Consider the following 19,060-nt stretch of genomic DNA (forward strand, 5'->3'; position numbering starts at 1 on the left):
AATGCGGACTACGCGTCTTTCGGATTCGGGTGGTCCCACGGCGCCCGGTACGGGCGCGCCAGCAGGCGGTTGGCCTCCTCGTCGCCGGCGACGCGGCCCGCGGCGGCATCCCAGGTGATCGAGCGACCGAGCTTCATCGAGTGGTTCGCGAGAATGCAGGCAGTCGTCGACATGTACCCCTGCTCGATGTCGGCGACCGGGCGGTTGCCGCTCTCGATGCAGGCGAGGAGGTTCTTCATGTGTCCGCGGATGGCGGGGGCCACGTGCCGCTCGAGGTCCTTCTCGGTGCGATCCTCGGGATACTGCTCGAACTCGTAGGTCACGTCCTCGTGCAGCGGTGTTCCGCCCTCGCGTGGCGTGAAGTCCCAGCCCATCACGCTCGCCTTGAGGGTGCCCTTGTCGCCATAGATCGTCGCACCCCACGGGTACTTGGGATCGGGCGCGTCGCCATACGTGCGATGGGTCCACACCACTGGCAGGCCGGCGAAATCGAACGTGGCGGTCTGCGTATCGCTGATGTTCGCCTTGCTGTTCTTGTCCACCAGGATGCCGCCGGTCGAACTCACTCCCAGCGGCATGCCGAGATCGAGCAACCACCGCACCATGTCGAGCATGTGGATGCACATGTCGCCGACGATGCCGTTGCCGTATTCCATGAAGGCGCGCCAACTGCGCGGGTGGACGAGCTTGTTGTACGGACGCATCGGCGCCGGCCCCGTCCACATCTCGTAGTCGAGCGTCGCGGGTGGCGTCGTGTCCGGCGGGTTCTCCCGCGTGCGCATGTGGTAGTAGCAGTAGATCTCGACCAGCCCCACGGTGCCGAGCAGGCCTTCCTTGATCACGCGATTGCGCGCGTTGATCAGATGCGGAGTGCTGCGACGCTGCGTGCCGACCTGTACCACGCGCTTGTACTTGCGCGCGGCGGCGAGGATCGCCTGCCCTTCGACGACGTCGACGCTGACGGGCTTCTGCAGGTAGAGATGCGCGCCCGACTTGAGAGCGGCGATGGCTGCCAGCGCGTGCCAATGGTCTGGTGTCCCGATCAGCGCGATGTCGAGATCGCGCTCCTTCAGCATCTCGCGGTAGTCGCGATACGTCCGTGGCGGCTTCTTCGAGGCCTGACGCGTGGCGATGATCGCGGCGGCATCGGCGAGCATCTGGGAGTCGACGTCACAGATCGACACGACGTCGACAGGCGCGACCTGGATCAGCCGCAGCAGGTCCGCCTTGCCGTACCACCCGGTGCCGATCAGCCCGACCCGCGGAGGCCTGGGTTGCGCCCGAGCCGCAATCGCGGCGGGCACCGGCAGCGCGGCCAGGGCGAGCGCGGTGCCGCCCTGCTTCAGGAAATCTCGGCGATGCATACACGCGCGTTGTATGGCCATTCGAGCCCGAATGCAAGCACCAGGGGCTCAACGCTCAAGACAACGGCGAATGCCGGCCCACGCGCCGCTCATCAACACGCGAATGCCAATGCCGCAAGGCTGCAATGTCGAACCAACCGTCGCGGCCCGTGACGCAACACGCGCGGCGCCCCTGCTCTCGACATTCCGGCATTCCGGCATTCCGGCATTCCGGTATTTGCCTGCGTGTCGCCCATCGATTGCAAGGGCGTCTCACCGGGTACCGGGTACCGGGGCGGCTGACGGTAGGGACGGCTCTCCGAGCCGTCCATGACCTTAACCTAGCGTCCAGCCGGAGACGTGGAGATGGCCCGCTCGGAGAGCGGGCAATACCAACATCGCCGTGACGTCAGTTGTGTACGCCAGGTGCTTCGTGGCCAGTACGCTGCACGTATTCCGGATACGAGCCAAGGAACAGGTGTGGCTCGCGCTGGCGACCGGTCTCGCCGCCGAGTTCGAGGACGCGGTTGCTGAGGCCGCGCAGGAACATGCGGTCGTGCGAGACGAAGATCATCGTCCCCTCGAAGTCCTGCAGGGCGTCGACGAGCATCTCCTTGGTGGCGAGATCGAGGTGGTTGGTGGGCTCGTCGAGCACCAGGAAGTTGGGCGGGTACAGAAGCATGCGCGCCATCACCAGGCGCGTCCGCTCGCCGCCTGACAGGGCGCGAATCGGCTTGTCGACATCGTCGCCCGAGAACTGGAACGCCCCGAGCAGGTTGCGGAGGACGCCGATCGACTCCTGCGGGAAATCCTTCTGGAACTGTTCCTCGATGGTCAGGTCGGCGTCCAGCAATTGCAGCGACTGCTGCGCGAAGTAACCCATCTGCAGGCTCGCCCCGAGGGTCACCTGGCCTGCATCGGGGGCGAGGGCGCCGGCGATCATCTTCAGCAGCGTCGACTTGCCGGCGCCGTTCTTGCCCATCACGCACCAGCGTTCGCCACGCTGGATGTTCATCGTCAATCCGTCGTGGACGACACGCGCGCCGTACGCCTTGGTGACGCCCTGGAGCACGGCGACCTTGTCGCCCGACCGCGGCGGCTGGCGGAACTTGAACTGCACTACCTTGCGCTTCTTGGGCAGTTCCACCTTCTCGATCTTCTCGAGCGCCTTGACCCGGCTCTGCACCTGCGCAGCCTTGGCCGCGTGGGCCGAGAAGCGCTCGATGAAGCGCTGCTCCTTGGCGAGCATCGCCTGCTGGCGTGCGTACGCGGCCTCGCGGTTCGTGTCGCGCTGCGCCCGCTCGCGCTCGTAGAACTCGTAGTTGCCGGTGTAGACCGTGATCTCGCCGCCGTCGATCTCGGCGATCTTCGTCACGACACGGTTCATGAACTCGCGATCGTGCGAGGTCATGAGCAGCGCGCCGGGCAGTGACTTCAGGAAGTTCTCGAGCCAGACGATCGACTCGATGTCGAGATGGTTCGTCGGCTCGTCGAGGAGCAGGACGTCCGGCTTGCCGAGCAACACGCGCGCCATGGCGACGCGCATCTTCCAGCCACCTGAGAGCGCGCCAACATCGCCGTCGATCTGCGCGTCCTCGAAACCGAGGCCCGAGAGCACGTCGCGGGCCTGCGCTTCGAGGGCGTAGCCACCGAGGTGGTCGTACTCCTCCTGCACTTCGCCAAAGCGCTCCAGGATGCGATCCATGTCATCGGCCTGGTCGGGATCGCCCATGGCGTGCTGCAGCGCCTCGAGCTCGTGATGCAGAGTGCCGGCACGGCCGCTGCCGGCGATGGCCTCGTCGAGCACCGACCGGCCGCTCATCTCCTCGACGTCCTGGCGGAAGTACCCGACGGTGACCCGCCGCGGTACCGAGATGTCGCCCTCGTCGGCCGTCTCCTCGCCCACGATCATCCGGAAGAGCGTGGTCTTGCCGGCGCCGTTGGGCCCGACGAGGCCGACACGCTCGCCGGGATTGAGCTGGAAGGACGCGTCGACGAACAGGACCTGGCGACCGTACTGCTTGGAGATCTTGGAAAAGGTAATCACGCCTGCCCGATTATCGCAGGAACGGCCGGCTGGGACAGCCGGCCGTTCCCCATCTTTGGGCCTTCGACCTTCGGCCTTGGTCCTTCGGGCTTCGACCCTTCAGGAGGCACGAGGCATGAGGCATGACTAATGGGCATGAGGCATGACTAATCCGTTTCCGAGACGAGATCGGCGCCGCCCTTGTACTGCTGCCGACGCTTCTCGCCGCGGGCCTCGTCGCCCACCGGCAGGTTGCCGCGCGACTCGGGCCGGTCGCGATCCACTGCACGCTGGAGCGGCAGGTCGGCGATGTCATGGTCGTGCAGCGCGTCGTCGAGCACCCGCTTCTGGTCCAGTTCGTCGTCGTAGGTCACGCCCTCGTCTTCCTCTTCCGTCCGCTGCCGCTGAAACTGTTCGATATCCTCGAGATTCGCACTCGGTCCGATTCGTTCCCTGGGATTCATGAGCAGTGCCCCTCCGCGGGCTTCTCGTTGCAATCCCGCTGCCGTCATCCTCGCTACTTCGTTGCTAGCCCAGCTTCCTCCATCCTCGCACCTCTGCCCTACCTCCGTCCTCCCTCCTCCCTCCTCCGTCCTTGCATGGTAGAGTGCCGAGCGATTTCCTCCGGAGGCCCTCATGCGTGTCCGTTTCTCGTTGCTCGCTGCCCTGTGTGGCGCCGCCCTGCTCCTCGCTCCCCAATCGGTCACCCGACTGCAGGCGCAGGACGGCTGGATCTCGCTGTTTGACGGCAAGTCGCTCGACGGTTGGAAGGTCGGCGAGAACGCCGCGACCTTCAGCGTCCAGGATGGCGCCATCGTCGTGTTCGGGCCTCGCGCGCACCTGTACTACATGGGGCCGGTCGAGAACCACGTGTTCACGAACTTCGAGTTCAAGGCCGACGTGATGACGTTCCCCGGCTCCAACTCGGGCATGTACTTCCACACCGAGTACCAGGAGGGCGGCTGGCCGTCGAAGGGCTACGAGGTGCAGGTCAACAACTCGCACACCGATCCGATTCGCACCGGCAGCCTCTACAACATCGTCAACGTCATGAACGTGGCGCCGGCGAAGGACAACGAGTGGTTCACGCAGCAGATCACGGTGCAGGGCAAGAAGGTCACGATCAAGGTCAACGGCAAGACCACGGTCGAGTACACCGAACCCGAGGGCGTCCAGCGTCCCGCTGACATGGCCGGCCGCCTGATCTCGAAGGGCACGTTCGCCCTGCAGGGCCACGACCCGAAGAGCCGTGTGCAGTACAAGAACATCATGGTCAGGGCGATCAAGTAGCCTGCGGCCTGGAGGCTGCAGACTGCAGACGACTCGCGCCCACGCGTTCAATACAACAAGCGTGGGCGCCCGATCAGCCCGGATGGCAGCGGTACGACCTTGTCGAGATCCTGCGGGTCGAAGCGCTTGCCGTAGCGCAAGTGCAGCAGGCGATAGTCGGGTTGCGGGCGCGCGCTCCACGCGTTCAGTGCGGTGTTGCCCACCCGCGCCTCGATGACGTTGGCGCCTTTGCGTAGCGCCTGGCCCACCCTGATGCGATACGGCGGCGCCCACACGGCGCCGATGTCCTGACCGTTGACGATCACCCGCGCGCCATCGCGAATGGGTGCGTCGAGCCACGCGCGCATGCCGTTGGTGAGGCGTTCTTCCGCATGTGGCGTTCCCTCACCGAAATCCAGCCACGCGCCGCACGGTGCAGCCAGCACCGCCTGCGGCACGTCGACGTCGAGACGATAGGTCGCGACACCAGAGAACGTTCGCAGATCCGGCTGCTCATGCCACGACGTGAGGGCCTGCAGCGTCCGCGATTGCGTACCCGGCGCAGCGAGGCGCCACCCCTGCGCCAGGTCCACCTCACCGGCACGCGGCTCGCACGCCTCGACTTGCGCCACTGCTGTGCGTGTTGCGGGCGTGGGCCCGGCCGTACTCGACCCGAACACGTAGAACACGGCGCCGTACGGCGCCAGTGCGACGTCGACGGTACGCGAGTCGCCCGACGCCGACGACCAGGCAGGCATCCTGTCGCCCGACATCGGATCCCATCGCTGTGGTGAACCGCTGGACCGGAACGTCGCCTGTGCCGCCACCGGCCGATTCGAGGTATTGGCCACGAAGTAGACGTCGCGATCGCCGACGCGGCGATGCACGAAGCCGAGCGCAGCGGCGTCGTTGCCCCAGCGCACATCGGGCGTGACGCGGGCCGCAAGCCGTGCGCCGGCGTCCGAGTCCTGCTCGACCAGCACTCCACCCGGAAGCGATCCGCCGAACAAGGAAGCGGCGGCCTTGGCGACGTGCGCGTGCTGCTCGGCGGTCGCACCGAAGCCGGGCGCCTGCGACGGCAGGCGCCGTGTCGCCACCACCGTACCGCCGGCTCGCGCGAACGCGACGAGCAGATCCATCGTCTGCGCGGGCACGATCTCGGCGTTCGGCACGACGACCGCCTTGTAGCGCGCCTTGCCAATCACGAGTTCGCGACCATCGATGCGCGCATCGGTCTGGAGGCGCGGATCGTCGACGACGTCGAAGGTGAAGCCCGCGTCGAGAAGGCTCGAGACGAGCGTGGTGCCGACGTGATCGCGCAGCATCTCGAACAGGTGGACGTTGCCGGGCTGCATCCGCGACCATGCGTCGCTCACGGGCAGGTACAGGGCAACATCGTTGACCGCGGTGCCCTGTCGCAGCATCGCGCTGCTGCGCTGCAGGTAACGGGCGAGATCGGGCATCACGATCCACCAGGGGTTCGCGTCGCTGAGGACTGCCGCGGCATAGAACCGCGCGCCCGGCCACTCGACGCCCGCGGGCGTGTTGGGCCAGCCGTGACCGATCAACTGCGTGACGCCCTGCAGGAAGTGGCGATCGGCCTCCACCTTGATGTCGAGCGGCGTCGCCGCGAACGACGGCGAGTGCAGCCATGTCCAGGTCTCCGACGACGTGACGGGACGACCGAAGACGTGGGCAGCCGACGACGCCCAGCGCACCGAGGTAACCGTTCGCCACTGCGCGCCCTCGCCCTCGGGCAGGTCGACCAGCCCGGCGCTGGACGGACGCGCAGGCGGAATGCCGTACGTCTGCACACGGAGGCGCGTGTCGCGTTCGTGCGCCCATTGCGCCAGCGGCCCGAGGAACTCGGACTCGAGGCGCTCGGTCAGCAGTTGCCCCCAGTCGTGGCGCACTCCTCGGCTCGCTGCATCGTCGCCCGCCACCAACTCCGGCAGGTGCGCTCGCAGGTCGTACCCGTACCGGCGCTGGAACGCATCGAGCAGTCGAGGCGTCCAATCCGAGCCGAACACCTCGAGGCTGTCGCAGAACACGGCGTACGGTCGCGACGCGGCCAGCGCCTTCAGCAGCGGCGTGCCCACCGCGGCGAGGTAGCGATCGAGCGCGCCGCGATCGTAGTGATCGAGCACGAACCCTTCGCCGCCGATGGCGGGCCGCTTGACCATCATGCCCGTACGGCTGCCAATGAACACCCAGGCCGTGTGCGGCGACGCCGCTGGTGCCGCGAGTGGCAGTTGCCCGCGTGCACTCTCGGCGACAGGCACTGGCCTGAATGCCTCGGGCCCCGCGGGCCGAGCATCACCAGCCGTCAGGTACACCGCAAGCAGCGTCTCACCGGCGCCGATCATCGGCAGGCCGATGGTCCGCGCCCCGGAAGCGACCGGCACCTTCTCGATGCGCAGGGCCCCCGCCGCGTCGGACGCAGCCACGCTGGGACCGCCGAAGGGCCAACCGCTCCCGAGCGTGATGTCGAATCGCAGGCCGAGGTCGTTCGCTGTCGCGCGCGCGTGTGTCAGCACGTCGAGGAATGCCGGCGAGAGGAACGGGCGAGTCCGTGTCGGCGGATCGTCGCCATCGAGGGCCAGTGGATAGACCGGCTGCACTTCGACGCCGCCAAGCCCGGCCGCCTTCATTGCGGCCAGATCGCGGTCGAGTCCGTCAGCCGTCACCTGTGGCCCGAACCACCACCAACGCATCATCACGCGCGCGTCGTCGGGCGGCGCGTCGAACAACTGCGCCAGCTCGGCGAGCGGCGTCGGCTCGACAGCAGGTTGTGCGTGCAGCCAGCCGAGCGCCGTCGCGACTCCCAGGGCGACGAGGTAGGGAAATCGGAACGTCCGCATGTGCGCCATGTAGGCGTACAGGCTAAAGGAGGAGTCATGCCCAGGTCACGCATGCTGTTGGCCGACCGGCGGCCGGTACGCCCGTTGCAGAAGCTTCCTCATGCCCGCCGCCCGTCGTGGCCGGGCCGGAGGCTCGACCATGGCACGTGTGAACCCGTCCTTAGCGAACGAGCAGGCACAATACAACCCCGTCCACCGAGTGACAGGACTCTTCGACAGCCACGATGCCGTCACGGCCGCGTTGTGCGACCTCGAGGAGGCCGGCTTCGGCCGTGAGGACATCGACATCCTCGCCGGCGCCGAGGGTGAACATGTGCTCGACCCCTCCGGCCAGGCGTCGACCACGGGCCACTGGTACCGGAAGCTCGAGGATTGGGTCTCGGATACGTCGAAGTTCCAGGAACTGGCCTCGGCCACGCTGAACGCCGGTGGCTTCGTCGTCGCCGCCAGGCCGGGCGAGGAGGCGCTGAAGGGGCGGGCGATGGAGATCCTGGCGCAGCACGGCGCCCGCGACGTGAAGTACTGGGCGACCTGGTATGTGGAGCAGGGGCACGAGGACGAACCCCGCCAGAACCTCAAGCGCGACGATCAGTGACAGGGAACCTCGACACGCCTCGCCTCGTCTGACATCCCGAGGTTGACGACAGTTGTAGTCAGTGGCACACTGGCGCTGCTGACGACAATTGTAGTCAATCTCGACCGGATGGACAGACGATGACCATGAAGCGCCCTGGCGAGCAGGAACTCGCCCTCCTCACCTGGCTTGCCGAGCATCCCGCCATCACCGTCGGTGAGGTCGCGGAGGGGTACGGCTCCCCGCGCGCGCTGGCACGCTCCACCGTCCTGACGATGATGGAACGGCTGCGCAAGAAGGGCCACCTGTCGCGCAAGCGCGTCCAGGGCGTGTTTCGCTACTCCACGGGCGCTGGACCCGAAGATCTCCTCAAGGATGCCGTCGGCACGTTCGTCTCCCGAACGCTGGGCGGATCGGTCTCGCCGTTTGTGGCCTACCTGGGCGACGAGGCCGAGGTGACGCCTGAGCAACTGGCCGAACTCGAAGATCTCGTGGCACGCCTGCAGACGCGGGCGAGGAGGTCGTCATGACGCTCGTGTTGCTTGTCGACACGCTTCGCACCGGAAGTCTCGCGCTGCTGCTCACGCTCTTGCGCGCCTCGGTCGAAGCCACGATCGTGGCGGGCGTCGTGTGGGGTCTGTGCCGCACGGTCCCGACGCTCCCTGCCGCAGTGCGAGTGTGGCTGTGGTGGCTGGTCTCGTTGAAGCTTGTCGTCGGCCTGATGCCGGTGCCGGCCGTGCCGCTGGAGTGGCTTCCGCCGGCGCTGGCGACGTGGACCGTATCCCGTACGGAGGTCGCGCCGTCACTCCATGTGTCTCGTACGTTGCCGCTGACCACTACGCCACGGGCATCGGTGCTGGTCGTGCCGGGCAGCCGTGAGGCGGCGCCTGTGAGCATTCCGTACGCGTCCTTCTGGCCGCTGGCGTTGGTGCTCGGCTGGCTGGCATTGTCCGGGCTGCAGGCGCTGCAGTTGTGGCGGGCCCTCGGCAACGCCCGACACCTGCGACGGCACGCCGAACCGGCACCCGCCCGCGTCGTGTCGCGGGCTGCACAACTGGTGCGCGCCTTCGCGCTCCCGGTGATGCCGAAGGTTCTTGCCTCCCGACTCACCGCCGTGCCGCTCATCACCGGTACGGTCCGACCCGCGATTCTCCTGCCGGCAGCCAGCCATGCGCTGCTGTCGCGGACCGAACTCGACCTGGTCCTCGGCCACGAGTTGGCACACGTCCGACGCGGTGATCTCGTGTGGGGCTGGGTTCCGGCGATCGCGTCCCGGCTCTTCTTCTTCCATCCCCTGGCGCGCCTGGCGGGACGCGAGTACCTGGCCGCACGCGAGGAGGCTTGCGATGCCGAGGTCCTGCAGACCCTCGACGCCGCTCCGGCCGACTACGGCCAATTACTCGTGAAACTTGGTGTGGCCACGACAGACGACGTGCTTGCGGCCGCAGGCTCGTCTCCCACGTTCGAAATGTTGAAGAGGAGACTGATCATGCTCGACCGTTCACGCACGCCAGCATCGCGCTGGTGGTGGACGCTGGCCGGCGCGACGGCAGTGCTGCTGCCGCTCACGCTCGCCGCCCAGCCGGTTCCCCCCGTGCCCCCGGTGCCGCCGGTTCCCCCGGTGCCGACCGTTGCTCATGCGGCACACGTCGCCCCTGTTCCGCCGGCGCCGCCCGCGCCTCCGGCTGCGCCCGCCGACGCCAACGTAAGCGTCAACGCCACCGACGACGCGCCGCCAGCGCCGCCAGCACCGCCAGTACCTCCGGCGCCTCCCGCGACCGCGGCCCTGCCGGCACCTCCTGCCCCCCCGGCGCCGCCCGAACAGGAGAAGGCCGCTCGGTCCCGACACAACGACACCCCGTGGGTACTGCTCGGACCGGACGACCACAACGTGATGTCAGGGTCGAGCCAGGACCGGGCCGCCGCCGAACGGCACCGCCGTTCGAGCAGCGATACCGTGCTGTGGTTCAGGTACCAGGGCGTGGAGTACGTGTCCTACGACCCTGCGACGATCCAGGCGGTTCGCGATGCGTTTGCGCCCGTGAATGCCATCGGCGATCAGATGGGCCGCGTGGGGGGCCGCATGGGCGACGAGGGTGGCAAGCAGGGCGCCCTCGGTTCGCGACAGGGCGAACTCGGCAGCAAGCAGGCCGAGCTTGGCGCGATCATGGCCAAGGTGGCTGCTGAGCACGCAGCACGCGACCGGGAAGTCGCCGCGATGCAGGCGAAGATCCAGGCTGAGCAGCAGGCGGGGCATCAGGCCAAAACGGACGCGGAGCGCCAGGCAGCCCAGCAGAGTAAGGAACAGGCACGCATCGAGCGCGAGCAGCTCCGCAACGAGCAGCGGCAGCAAATGGCCAAGGTCGAGGCCGAGATGAAGGCGCTCTCCGATCAGCAGCGCGCGCTTGGCGAGGAGATGCGAACGCTCGGGAAGGGCATGGACGTCTACGGCGCCGAGATGAAGCAGCTCGGCGGCAAAATGGAGGAAGCCGTCGCCGCAGCACAGGCGCAGGTGGCCACCCTGTTCGACAGCGCGGTCGCGTCCGGCAAGGCCACACGCGCCAAGTGAATTGGCAGCCGGCAACTGGACCATGGAACGACGGATCGCGTAGGTCTTACACGACAGCCTCTTCCGTGACTTTCAGGATCAACCGGGCCAGATCAACGGATTCAGGCCGCAAATGGTCCAGTTTCGAAGGCCGAACACTCCTGGCCGGGCTGGCACGGACGCTGCTCTCTTGATCGACCGGGTTTTGCTGCCGCCGCATGCCGCGGCGAGGACGACCCGGAGGGTTCACATGCTCCAGACGCTGGTGATCATCCTCGTGCTCTTGTGGTTGCTGGGCATGGTCAGTTCGTACACGCTCGGCGGCTTCCTGCACATCCTGCTCGTGGTCGCGCTGATCCTGGTGGTCGTGCGCCTTGCCACAGGCAGGTCCGTCGTCTAACAACCGCACGGCATTGCCGTGCGGTCCGGCTTGCGGGTAACGTTCTCTAGCTCGGGGAGCCGCGCGGACACGCGCGCGCCCCGTGCTACGAGAGGCAGAACGCAATGCGCACGACGATCACACTGGCCGCCGGCTTCGTGCTGGCGAGCGTCTTGGTTGGTTGTGGTAAGTCCGAGGCCGAACGCAAGGCCGACGAGGCTCGGAAGCACGCCGACGCCGCAGCCAAGCAGATCGAGGCCGCGACCAGGAAAATGGGCGCGCAGGTGCAGGGCGCCGCGGCGGAAATGAGCAAGTCGGCCAACCAGATGGCCGACGCGGCCAAGAAGGAAGGCGGGCAAGCCGCCGTGTCGGCGATGCAGGCGGGTGCCGAAGCCGCCGCTGCCGCCGCGACAGCCACGCAGGCGGCTGCCGCCGCCATGTCCAGCGCGGCGACCACAGCGGCCGTGAAGACCGCGCTGATCACGACGGCCGGCCTCGACGCCTCCGGGATCAACGTGGACACGTCACCCGACGGCAAGACGGTGATCCTGAAGGGAACCGTCAAGACCGCCGCCGAGAAGGCTTCCGCCGAGAAGACCACTCACGCCGTCATCCCCACCCTGACGGTGAAGAACGAACTCGTTGTGAAATAGGTCCGGCCCAGGGCCGGACCACACGCGATGCGTCGCTACGCGTCGGCCGCGGTTGCTGACGCTGCGGACACGCCTTTCGCGCCCACCGGCCGATCCGCTCGTCCCGACAGGCGTGCCACTGCCTTGCCCACGCCAAACGACGCTTCGAAGATGGCGCCGACCCGCAGACCGCCCGGCAGGTGGTGCCGTGCAATCGCGTCGAGTCCTGCCGACGCGATGCAGCCGCACTGCTGGCAGTCGGGGTTGCCGCCGAACTGGCACGGCGTAATCCGCCGCTCCAGATCCGACGAGACGCAGAGCGTCGTCTTGGCAAACGTGCATTCGTCGGGAGACGTGGGCGGCTTCAGGTACACCTCCACCATCCCCTTCGGCATCCGGAGCTTCGGGTAGCGCGTGCGCAGTTCGAGGATCGTGTTCACCACGCGGGCGCGATCCTCCGGCCGCAGGCGCTCCTCGGATTCCTCCCCGATTTGCGGCGTGTACAGGCTGAACCAGATCTGCCGCGTGTCGGGGTTGTTCGACCAGAACTGCAGGAATTCCTCGAGATAGCCGTCGCGGTGCACGAGTTGCCGCGTGATGGTGCAGTGCACCGTGATCTGGTGCCCCGCGATGTGCTTGAGGATCCGGTCGTAGGTGGCGGGCGCACGCCGCACGTTGTGCTCGGCGGGCAGGCCGTCGATGGAGACGACCATCTGCAGGCGCGCAATCCGGGCCCAGGCCTCGGGGATCGGCCGGACGGCGCTGGTCACCACCTGCACGTACTTGCCCATCGCCGAGAGTTGCGGCAAGAGTTGATCGAGCTCGCGGAACCGGACCAGCGGCTCACCGCCGATGATCGACAGGTGCAGCGGCTTGTGGATGCGGACGGCCTCGAGCACCCCGCTGACCAGGGCCTCGCCCTTCAGGTCGGCCATCTGCCGGAGTGTCACGTCGCCGCCGAGATGGTCGTCGCCGTAGGCATAACAACCGGGGCAACGCAGCGGGCACTCGCGGGTGATCTCGATCGACAGGTTCGGACGATACCCCTGCAGGATACGTCCCCACGCCGGGAAAATCCCTTCCATTTCACCTCCAACGCGCAGGACCGCGCGCGTGGAAGTACTCTCTCACACAACGCGCGGCGCGCGATGCATTTCGCGTCATTGCCGAGTTGTGCGAGACTGCTCGCGCAACCAACCACGCACACGTCGGACGTCCGAAGCCTTTCCGCCAGGAGTCGCACGCGCAATGTCCACGCCTCTCCCCCCCACCATTCCGGTGGCTGTCCCGCAGCAGTCCAGCAAGGCCACCATCGCCGTCGTCATCGGGGTCCTCGGCATCGTATGCTGCGGCCTCCTGGCACCGGTGGCCTGGTACCTCGCGAACGAGGAAATCAAGGGCATCGACGCCGGCAGGCTGAGCGAGGCGAACCGAGGCATGGCGCAGGTGGCCAAGATCCTCGGCATCATCGGCTCGATCCTGCTGGTCCTGGGTCTGCTGTGGATCGTGTTCTTCGGCGGACTGACGATGCTCGGCGCCTTGACCGGCGGCCACGGCATGTAGAGACATCATGCGTGGGCGCTGGACAGGCCGGACGGCGGCAGCGGCGACGGTCGTCCTCGGCACGTCGCTGCTCTGGCTGCTGTATGCGGTCGACCCGACACGGCGGATGATCACGCCGCCGTGTCCCTATCTCACCCTGACCGGCCTGGCCTGCCCGGGCTGTGGCCTCACCCGTGCGACGCATTTCCTGCTGCACGGCGACGTCGCTCGCGCGTTCTCCTACAACCCGTGGGCGTTCGTCATGGGACCTGCCCTCCTGCTGTTCGTGTTGCTGCCGTCGATGACCGACGCCACGGGCACCCTCCGCGTCCGCACCGGCATCTCATGGATGCTGCTGCTGCTGACGCTGGCGTTCTGGATCTGGCGCAACACACCCAGCTATCCGTTCATTCGTGTGTAGGGATCGGGAACCGGGAATCGGGAACCGGGTTCCGGGTACCGGGTACCGGGTTCCGGGTTCCGGGCTCGGGCCGGAGCATCGGGCGTCGGTCTATTGCACGTGCAGCGAACCCGCAGGCCTAGGCGCCGACGCCGATTGGGCAACTGACGTTGGTGCCGCCAAGGCCGCAGTAGCCGTTCGGGTGCGTGTGCAGGTACTGCTGGTGGTACGCCTCGGCGAAATAGAATGTCGGCGCCGGGACGATCTCGGTAGTGATCGGACCAACACCCGCGCGCTCGAGGGCCTCCTGGTAGACCTCGCGCGAGGCGGCGGCGGCAGAATGCTGCGCCTCGTCGTACCAGCCGAGCAACGACCGGTATTGCGTGCCGACATCGTTGCCCTGGCGCATGCCCTGCGTCGGGTCGTGGTTCTCCCAGAACGTTTTCAGCAGGACCGCATAGGGCACCCGGGCCGGGTCGAACACCACGCGCACGACCTCGGTGTGACCTGTCAGTCCGGAGCAGGTCTCTTCATAGGTCGGATTCGGCGTATGGCCGCCGGCATAGCCGACCGCCGTGGAAATGACCCCCGGTAACTGCCAGAACTTCCGCTCGGCTCCCCAGAAACACCCCATCCCGAACAGCCCGTAGGAGCTGCCCTCCGGGAAAGGCCCAATGAGCGGTGCCGGCAGCACATGGTGCCGGGCAGGCACCGGCATGGTCGTCTCGCGGCCAGGCAGGGCTTCAGCGACGGAGGGGACGCGCAGGGAGCGGGGGTCCTTGAACCACATAGGCATTAAATACCTGAAATGCCTGGAATGCTGGAATGCCGGAATGTCGAACTCGTTTTCCCGGTTCCCGATTCCCGTGCCCGGATCAGCGGGCCCTCGCGTCCAGGCGTTCCCTGATGAGGCGGATGAGCGCCGCGGGCCGGTACGGCTTCTGGAGGAAATTGACGCCGCCGATCAGCGTCGGGAGCCGGTCCGATTCCTGGCTGTAGCCACTCGTGAAGATCACCGGCAGGTCGGCGCGCGTTGCCGTCAGCCGCTGGACCAGATCGGTCCCCATGATGCCATCGGGCATGACGATGTCGGTGAGGAGCAAATCAATGTCCCGCTGGTGGCGTGACCAGAGGTCGAGCGCCTCACGACCGGACGCGGCCTCGTACACGCGATAGCCTTGCCGCACGAGCACGTCACGCACCATCTCGCGCACCGGCAGCTCGTCCTCCACCACCATGACGCACTCGTGCCCGCGCGGCAGTGTCGGCGCCGCCGGCATCGCCGGCGTCGCAGCGGCCACCTTCGAGAGGCACTGCGGCATGTACACGTCGAACTGTGTGCCTTCGCCCACCTTCGTCCGCACCTCGACCCAGCCTCGATGCTGCTCGACGATGCCGAACACGGTCGCGAGGCCGAGCCCGGTGGACCGCGCCTTGTCCTTGGTGGTGTAGAACGGCTCGAAGATATGCGGCAGGTGATCGGCCTCGATGCCGAGGCCGGAATCGCGCACCGTCAACCGCGCGTACTGCCCAGGGCCCGGCGCAGCGGTTGCCGTCCGCGGCGGACGCGCGTGCACGATCGCGGTCGATACGACCAGGGAGCCGCCGGTCGGCATGGCATCACGCGCGTTGACGGCGAGGTTCATCAGCACCTGCTCGATCATCCCGGCGTCCGCGTTGATGTGGACACGCCCAGGCGCCAGCACGGTGTGCAGTTCGATGTCCGCGCCGATGAGGCGCCGCAGCAGCTTGCCGAGATCGGCGACCAGCTCGTTGACGTCGGTCGGTGTCAGCTGCACGACCTGGCGGCGACTGAAGGCGAGCAACTGCCGCGTCAGTTCGGCGGCCTTGTCCGCCGCTTCGCCGATCGCCCGAGCTGCCGGACCGACTTCGTCGGCCGCGAGCATCTGATCCTCGAGCAGCGCCGACTGTCCCTGGATGACCGTCAGCAGGTTGTTGAAGTCGTGCGCGACACCACCGGCGAGCTTGCCGATGGCCTCCATCTTCTGCGACTGCCGCAACTGCGCCTCGAGGCTGGCACGCTTGGCCTCGCCGTCGCGGCGCTCCGACAGATCGCGCATGAAGGCGCTGTAGGACAAACCCGCCGACGATGGCACCGGCACGAGCGACAGCTCGAGCGACAGGTCGCGGCCGTCACGATGCTCGCCGACCACCTCGGCACGCCGTCTTGCGCCGAGCGCGCACGCTGGCGCGAACCCTACCGACAGCGCGTCGAGAAACTCGCGCCGTGCCGGCACCGCGAGCACCACCTCATGGAATGGACGCCCGATCACTTCCACGCGAGATCGGCCGAACAACTCCTCGGCGCGGAGGTTCCATTCGGTGATCTGCCCCTGCGCCGTGAACGACACCACGGCGTCGAGAGCATGCTCGATGATCAGCCTCGTCCGCTCTTCGCTGGCGGCGAGTGCGCCCTCCGCACGCCGCCGCTCCGAGCGGCTCTCCGATTCACGCAGTTCCCGCTCGACGGCAGGCACGAGGCGCGTGAGGTTGCCCTTCAACAGGTAGTCGTTGGCACCCAACCGCATCGCCTCGACGGCGACCTGCTCACCGACGGTGCCAGACACCAGCAGGCACGGCAGATTCGTGCAGTGCTGGCGCACGATCCGGATGGCATCGATCCCGGACAGCCCCGGTAATGCGTAATCGACAATCACCAGATCCCAGCGGCCGCCCTGCAACGCACCGCGGACACCGCTGGCGTCCTGCACGCGCAGGATATCGGGCGCGAAGCCACCGCGCTCAAGTTGCCGCTGTACCATCCACGCATCGTCATGGGAGTCCTCGACGAGAAGCAGTCGAATGGCGCGAGGCGGGCCGCGACGCACGCGCGCCGTCGACGCCGTGTCGCCGAACAGGCCCTGTTGCAGGGCCGCGTCGGGGGCGTCGGTGACGGGGGCGGTCGCCGAGGGTATCGACTGCCGGCGGACGAGTGGCGAGGATGTGTCGCGTGACATGTCAGCGGGTCTGCACCGTTGGCAATGAGACGTAGAAGGTCGCGCCCTGCCCCGGGTTGCTTTCGGCCCAGAGCCGACCGCCATGGCGTTCGATGATGCGGCGTGCGGACGACAGGCCGATGCCGAGCCCTTCGAACGACTCGCCGGTGTGCAGGCGCTGGAACGGCACGCCGAGACGATGCGCCTGCCGCATGTCGAAGCCGACGCCGTTGTCGCGCACGATGACGACGATGTCTTCGCCGGCGATGGCCGTGTCGACCTCGATGCGTGGTGCAGGCCGGCCGCGCGTGAACTTCCACGCGTTGCTGAGCAGGTTCTCGAAGGCGATGGCGAGCAATGTTGCGTCGCCGAATACCGGAATCGACGCGGCTACGCTGGTGGCCACCTGCCGACCGGGTTCGACCTGGCGCAGATCGTCGAGCAGTTGCGTGGCCGTCTCGGCGAGATCGCAGCGACCGGTGCGCAGTGCGCCGCGACTCAGTCGCGACAGGCGCAGCAATGCATCGACGCGCTGTTCGACCGTCTGCGTCGCGAGGCGGATCCGCGACACGAACTCCAGCGCGCCGGGTGGCAGCTGGCCACCGAAGTCTTCGACGATGGCTTGCGCGTATCCTTCGATGGCCCGGAGGGGTGCGCGCAAATCGTGCGAGATGGCGTAGCTGAAGGTCTCGAATGCCTGTTCGGCCGCCGGGGCCACGGACGGCTGCGTGGCGGCCTGGGAAAGCGATCCGGCGCGCGGATCACCGGGTGCGACGTTTGACTGAGTGGGCGGCGTCAGTGTCACGGTCGAGTTCGTCCCCCAGTGTGTCGGACGAGGTGGACGGCAACTATAGGCGGCTCGGCTGTTCACCCGGTCTGGGAGAGTCCGGGAGCGCCCGCTTCCATCACGTACGAACGTCGTGTTTCGACGCCCGCGCCAGGCCGCGTCACGAACGGCACGACGCGATAGTGCGTCGTCCATGCCTGCGGCGTGACGTCCGACACGAGGTAGCCGCGACGGTCGCACGTGAACCGGAGGTTCGGATTCGCCCGCAGAATCGGGTCGATCTGTTCCGCGTTGTCACTGCCATCGCCGCCGCTCGTGATCGACGTGGCGACGAACTCGACGCCGACGGGCGCGCGATCCGGCGCGCCCGCGTGCAGCGTACCAGCATAGTGCCGATGCACGTCGCCGGTGAGTACGACGAAGTTGCGGGGGCGATCCGTGAACATGTCGATTACGCGTTGGCGCGCGGCGACATAGCCGTTCCAGCTATCCATGGGCAGGGCAAGGCGGCCGTCAGCCAGGGGCCGCCACAGATCGCCGAAGAACACCTGCTGTCCGAGCACGTCCCAGCGCGCGGTCGATCGCGCCGCGCGCGACCGGAGCCACTGCTCCTGCGTCGCCCCGAGCATCGTCCTCGTCGCGATGAGGCGCTCGGCGCAATCGACGCGGTTGCCGTCGCCACACGGTTGATCGTCGCGGAACTGCCGCGTGTCGAGCATGTAGAGATTCGCGAGACCGCCCCAGGCGAGTTCGCGGTAGAGGCGCGACGACGAACCGGACGGCGCGGCCGCGCGCCGCATCGGCATCACCTCGTGGTGCGCCTTGAAGGCAGCCGCACGACGCTCGAGGAACTGCTGCCGCGTCTGCTTGTCCTCCGGAATGTCGCCGGCCCAGTTGTTGTCGACTTCGTGATCGTCGAAGACGACAGCAAAGGGCGCAATCGCGTGCAACGCCTGCAGGTCCGGGTCGAGGCGGTACTGCGCGTAGCGGCGCCGGTAATCCGCGAGCGTGATGATCTCGGCCTGGTCGAAGGGTCGTGCGACCAGGGTCGCGGGATTGCCCGCGGTCTCGTAGATGTAGTCGCCGAGATGCAGCACGAGATCCGGGCGTTCGGCGGCCAGGTGCGCGTACGCGGTGAAGTAGCCGGTTTCGTACCGCGAGCAGGAGACGATGCCGAATCGTGCCGACGTCTGCTCGCCACGAGCGGGAGCGGTGCGGGTGCGGCCGGTACGCGAGCGGTGGCCCATGGCCTCGAACCGGTAGTGATACTCGCGGCCGGGCGACAGGCCACCGACCTCCACGTGCACGGCATGCGCTGCGGCCGGGCTCGCGGTCGCCTGGCCCTTGTGGATGATCCGTGTGAAGCGATCGTCTGCGGCGAGTTCCCATCGCACGTCGACGTCACGCGCCGGCATGCCGCCGAGGCCGTCGAGCTCGAGCGGTTGCGGCGCCAGCCGTGTCCACAGGACGACGCTGTCGGACCATGGATCACCGGACGCAACACCGAGCGTGAACGGGTCGACCCCGCCGACATCGCGAATCACGAGGGCGGGGGCGCGACTGGCCCACGCCGTCATGGCGGCGGCGCCCGCCATGATCAGGCTGCGTCGGGATTGGCCGTGGGGCGACAGCACGTCGGACATACGGCGCATTGTATTGAAGCCGGGATGACGAACATGCAGCGTGCCGGGAAGCTAGTAATGCCTGATGCCTGATGCCTGATGCCTGATGCCATGAGCCTG

General features: G+C 67.5%; 17 protein-coding genes. 8 read left to right on the top strand and 9 right to left on the bottom strand.

What is annotated here, in order from left to right; genetic code table 11:
• Nucleotides 1-8 precede the first annotated feature (8 nt).
• The 3 genes from LuPra_RS22780 to LuPra_RS22790 form a co-directional block, all read right to left on the bottom strand.
• Nucleotides 9-1,364, bottom strand: coding sequence for a Gfo/Idh/MocA family protein (locus LuPra_RS22780; RefSeq protein WP_110172883.1), 1,356 nt, complete (start codon nucleotides 1,362-1,364; stop codon nucleotides 9-11).
• 388 nt (nucleotides 1,365-1,752) lie between these two features.
• Nucleotides 1,753-3,390: an ABC-F family ATP-binding cassette domain-containing protein gene (locus tag LuPra_RS22785; RefSeq protein ID WP_110172884.1), complete on the bottom strand. Its 1,638-nt coding sequence runs from the start codon at nucleotides 3,388-3,390 to the stop codon at nucleotides 1,753-1,755.
• 146 nt (nucleotides 3,391-3,536) lie between these two features.
• Nucleotides 3,537-3,743: a hypothetical protein gene (locus LuPra_RS22790; RefSeq protein ID WP_157899555.1), complete on the bottom strand. Its 207-nt coding sequence runs from the start codon at nucleotides 3,741-3,743 to the stop codon at nucleotides 3,537-3,539.
• Nucleotides 3,744-4,005: 262 nt separating this feature from the next.
• Between LuPra_RS22790 and LuPra_RS22795 the strand changes: the two genes are divergently transcribed.
• Entirely contained in the window at nucleotides 4,006-4,659 is a 654-nt protein-coding gene (locus tag LuPra_RS22795; protein ID WP_110172886.1) for a 3-keto-disaccharide hydrolase, read from the top strand.
• A gap of 47 nt (nucleotides 4,660-4,706) precedes the next feature.
• Here LuPra_RS22795 and LuPra_RS22800 read toward each other — a convergent pair whose 3' ends face one another.
• Nucleotides 4,707-7,499: a glycosyl hydrolase gene (locus tag LuPra_RS22800; protein ID WP_162271474.1), complete on the bottom strand. Its 2,793-nt coding sequence runs from the start codon at nucleotides 7,497-7,499 to the stop codon at nucleotides 4,707-4,709.
• Between the two features lie 139 nt (nucleotides 7,500-7,638).
• On the opposite strand from LuPra_RS22800, the gene LuPra_RS22805 reads away from it, so the two are divergent.
• The 5 genes from LuPra_RS22805 to LuPra_RS22825 all read left to right on the top strand — a co-directional run bounded on the left by LuPra_RS22805 (nucleotide 7,639) and on the right by LuPra_RS22825 (nucleotide 11,653).
• Nucleotides 7,639-8,094, top strand: coding sequence for a hypothetical protein (locus LuPra_RS22805; RefSeq protein WP_157899556.1), 456 nt, complete (start codon nucleotides 7,639-7,641; stop codon nucleotides 8,092-8,094).
• 119 nt (nucleotides 8,095-8,213) lie between these two features.
• Complete coding sequence (locus tag LuPra_RS22810) at nucleotides 8,214-8,603, top strand: BlaI/MecI/CopY family transcriptional regulator (RefSeq protein ID WP_237050667.1); 390 nt, start codon at nucleotides 8,214-8,216, stop codon at nucleotides 8,601-8,603.
• On the top strand, nucleotides 8,600-10,642 hold the full coding sequence (locus LuPra_RS22815) for a M56 family metallopeptidase (RefSeq protein ID WP_110172889.1): 2,043 nt from the start codon (nucleotides 8,600-8,602) through the stop codon (nucleotides 10,640-10,642). The genes LuPra_RS22810 and LuPra_RS22815 overlap by 4 nt, the downstream gene beginning before the upstream one ends.
• Nucleotides 10,643-10,871: 229 nt before the next feature.
• Nucleotides 10,872-11,021: a lmo0937 family membrane protein gene (locus LuPra_RS22820; RefSeq protein WP_110172890.1), complete on the top strand. Its 150-nt coding sequence runs from the start codon at nucleotides 10,872-10,874 to the stop codon at nucleotides 11,019-11,021.
• A gap of 104 nt (nucleotides 11,022-11,125) precedes the next feature.
• Nucleotides 11,126-11,653, top strand: coding sequence for a BON domain-containing protein (locus LuPra_RS22825; RefSeq protein WP_110172891.1), 528 nt, complete (start codon nucleotides 11,126-11,128; stop codon nucleotides 11,651-11,653).
• Between the two features lie 35 nt (nucleotides 11,654-11,688).
• Here LuPra_RS22825 and LuPra_RS22830 read toward each other — a convergent pair whose 3' ends face one another.
• Nucleotides 11,689-12,717: a radical SAM protein gene (locus LuPra_RS22830; RefSeq protein ID WP_110172892.1), complete on the bottom strand. Its 1,029-nt coding sequence runs from the start codon at nucleotides 12,715-12,717 to the stop codon at nucleotides 11,689-11,691.
• Nucleotides 12,718-12,880: 163 nt separating this feature from the next.
• On the opposite strand from LuPra_RS22830, the gene LuPra_RS22835 reads away from it, so the two are divergent.
• Nucleotides 12,881-13,195 carry a hypothetical protein gene (locus LuPra_RS22835; RefSeq protein WP_157899557.1) on the top strand — a complete coding sequence of 105 codons (315 nt, stop codon included), beginning with the start codon at nucleotides 12,881-12,883 and terminating at the stop codon, nucleotides 13,193-13,195.
• Between the two features lie 7 nt (nucleotides 13,196-13,202).
• Nucleotides 13,203-13,595, top strand: a complete 393-nt coding sequence (locus tag LuPra_RS22840) for a DUF2752 domain-containing protein (RefSeq protein WP_110172894.1) — start codon at nucleotides 13,203-13,205, stop codon at nucleotides 13,593-13,595.
• A 118-nt stretch (nucleotides 13,596-13,713) separates the two neighbouring features.
• Here LuPra_RS22840 and msrA read toward each other — a convergent pair whose 3' ends face one another.
• The 4 genes from msrA to LuPra_RS22860 all read right to left on the bottom strand — a co-directional run bounded on the left by msrA (nucleotide 13,714) and on the right by LuPra_RS22860 (nucleotide 18,961).
• Entirely contained in the window at nucleotides 13,714-14,364 is a 651-nt protein-coding gene (msrA, locus tag LuPra_RS22845) for a peptide-methionine (S)-S-oxide reductase MsrA (protein WP_110172895.1), read from the bottom strand.
• 85 nt (nucleotides 14,365-14,449) lie between these two features.
• Nucleotides 14,450-16,552, bottom strand: coding sequence for a hybrid sensor histidine kinase/response regulator (locus LuPra_RS22850; RefSeq protein WP_162271475.1), 2,103 nt, complete (start codon nucleotides 16,550-16,552; stop codon nucleotides 14,450-14,452).
• A gap of 1 nt (nucleotide 16,553) precedes the next feature.
• On the bottom strand, nucleotides 16,554-17,402 hold the full coding sequence (locus tag LuPra_RS22855) for a sensor histidine kinase (RefSeq protein WP_162271476.1): 849 nt from the start codon (nucleotides 17,400-17,402) through the stop codon (nucleotides 16,554-16,556).
• On the bottom strand, nucleotides 17,399-18,961 hold the full coding sequence (locus LuPra_RS22860; RefSeq protein WP_234800513.1) for an alkaline phosphatase D family protein: 1,563 nt from the start codon (nucleotides 18,959-18,961) through the stop codon (nucleotides 17,399-17,401). Before LuPra_RS22860 ends, LuPra_RS22855 begins: the two co-directional genes overlap by 4 nt.
• Nucleotides 18,962-19,060 lie beyond the last annotated feature (99 nt).

The sequence above is a fragment of the Luteitalea pratensis genome, from assembly GCF_001618865.1.
Lineage (GTDB): Bacteria > Acidobacteriota > Vicinamibacteria > Vicinamibacterales > Vicinamibacteraceae > Luteitalea > Luteitalea pratensis.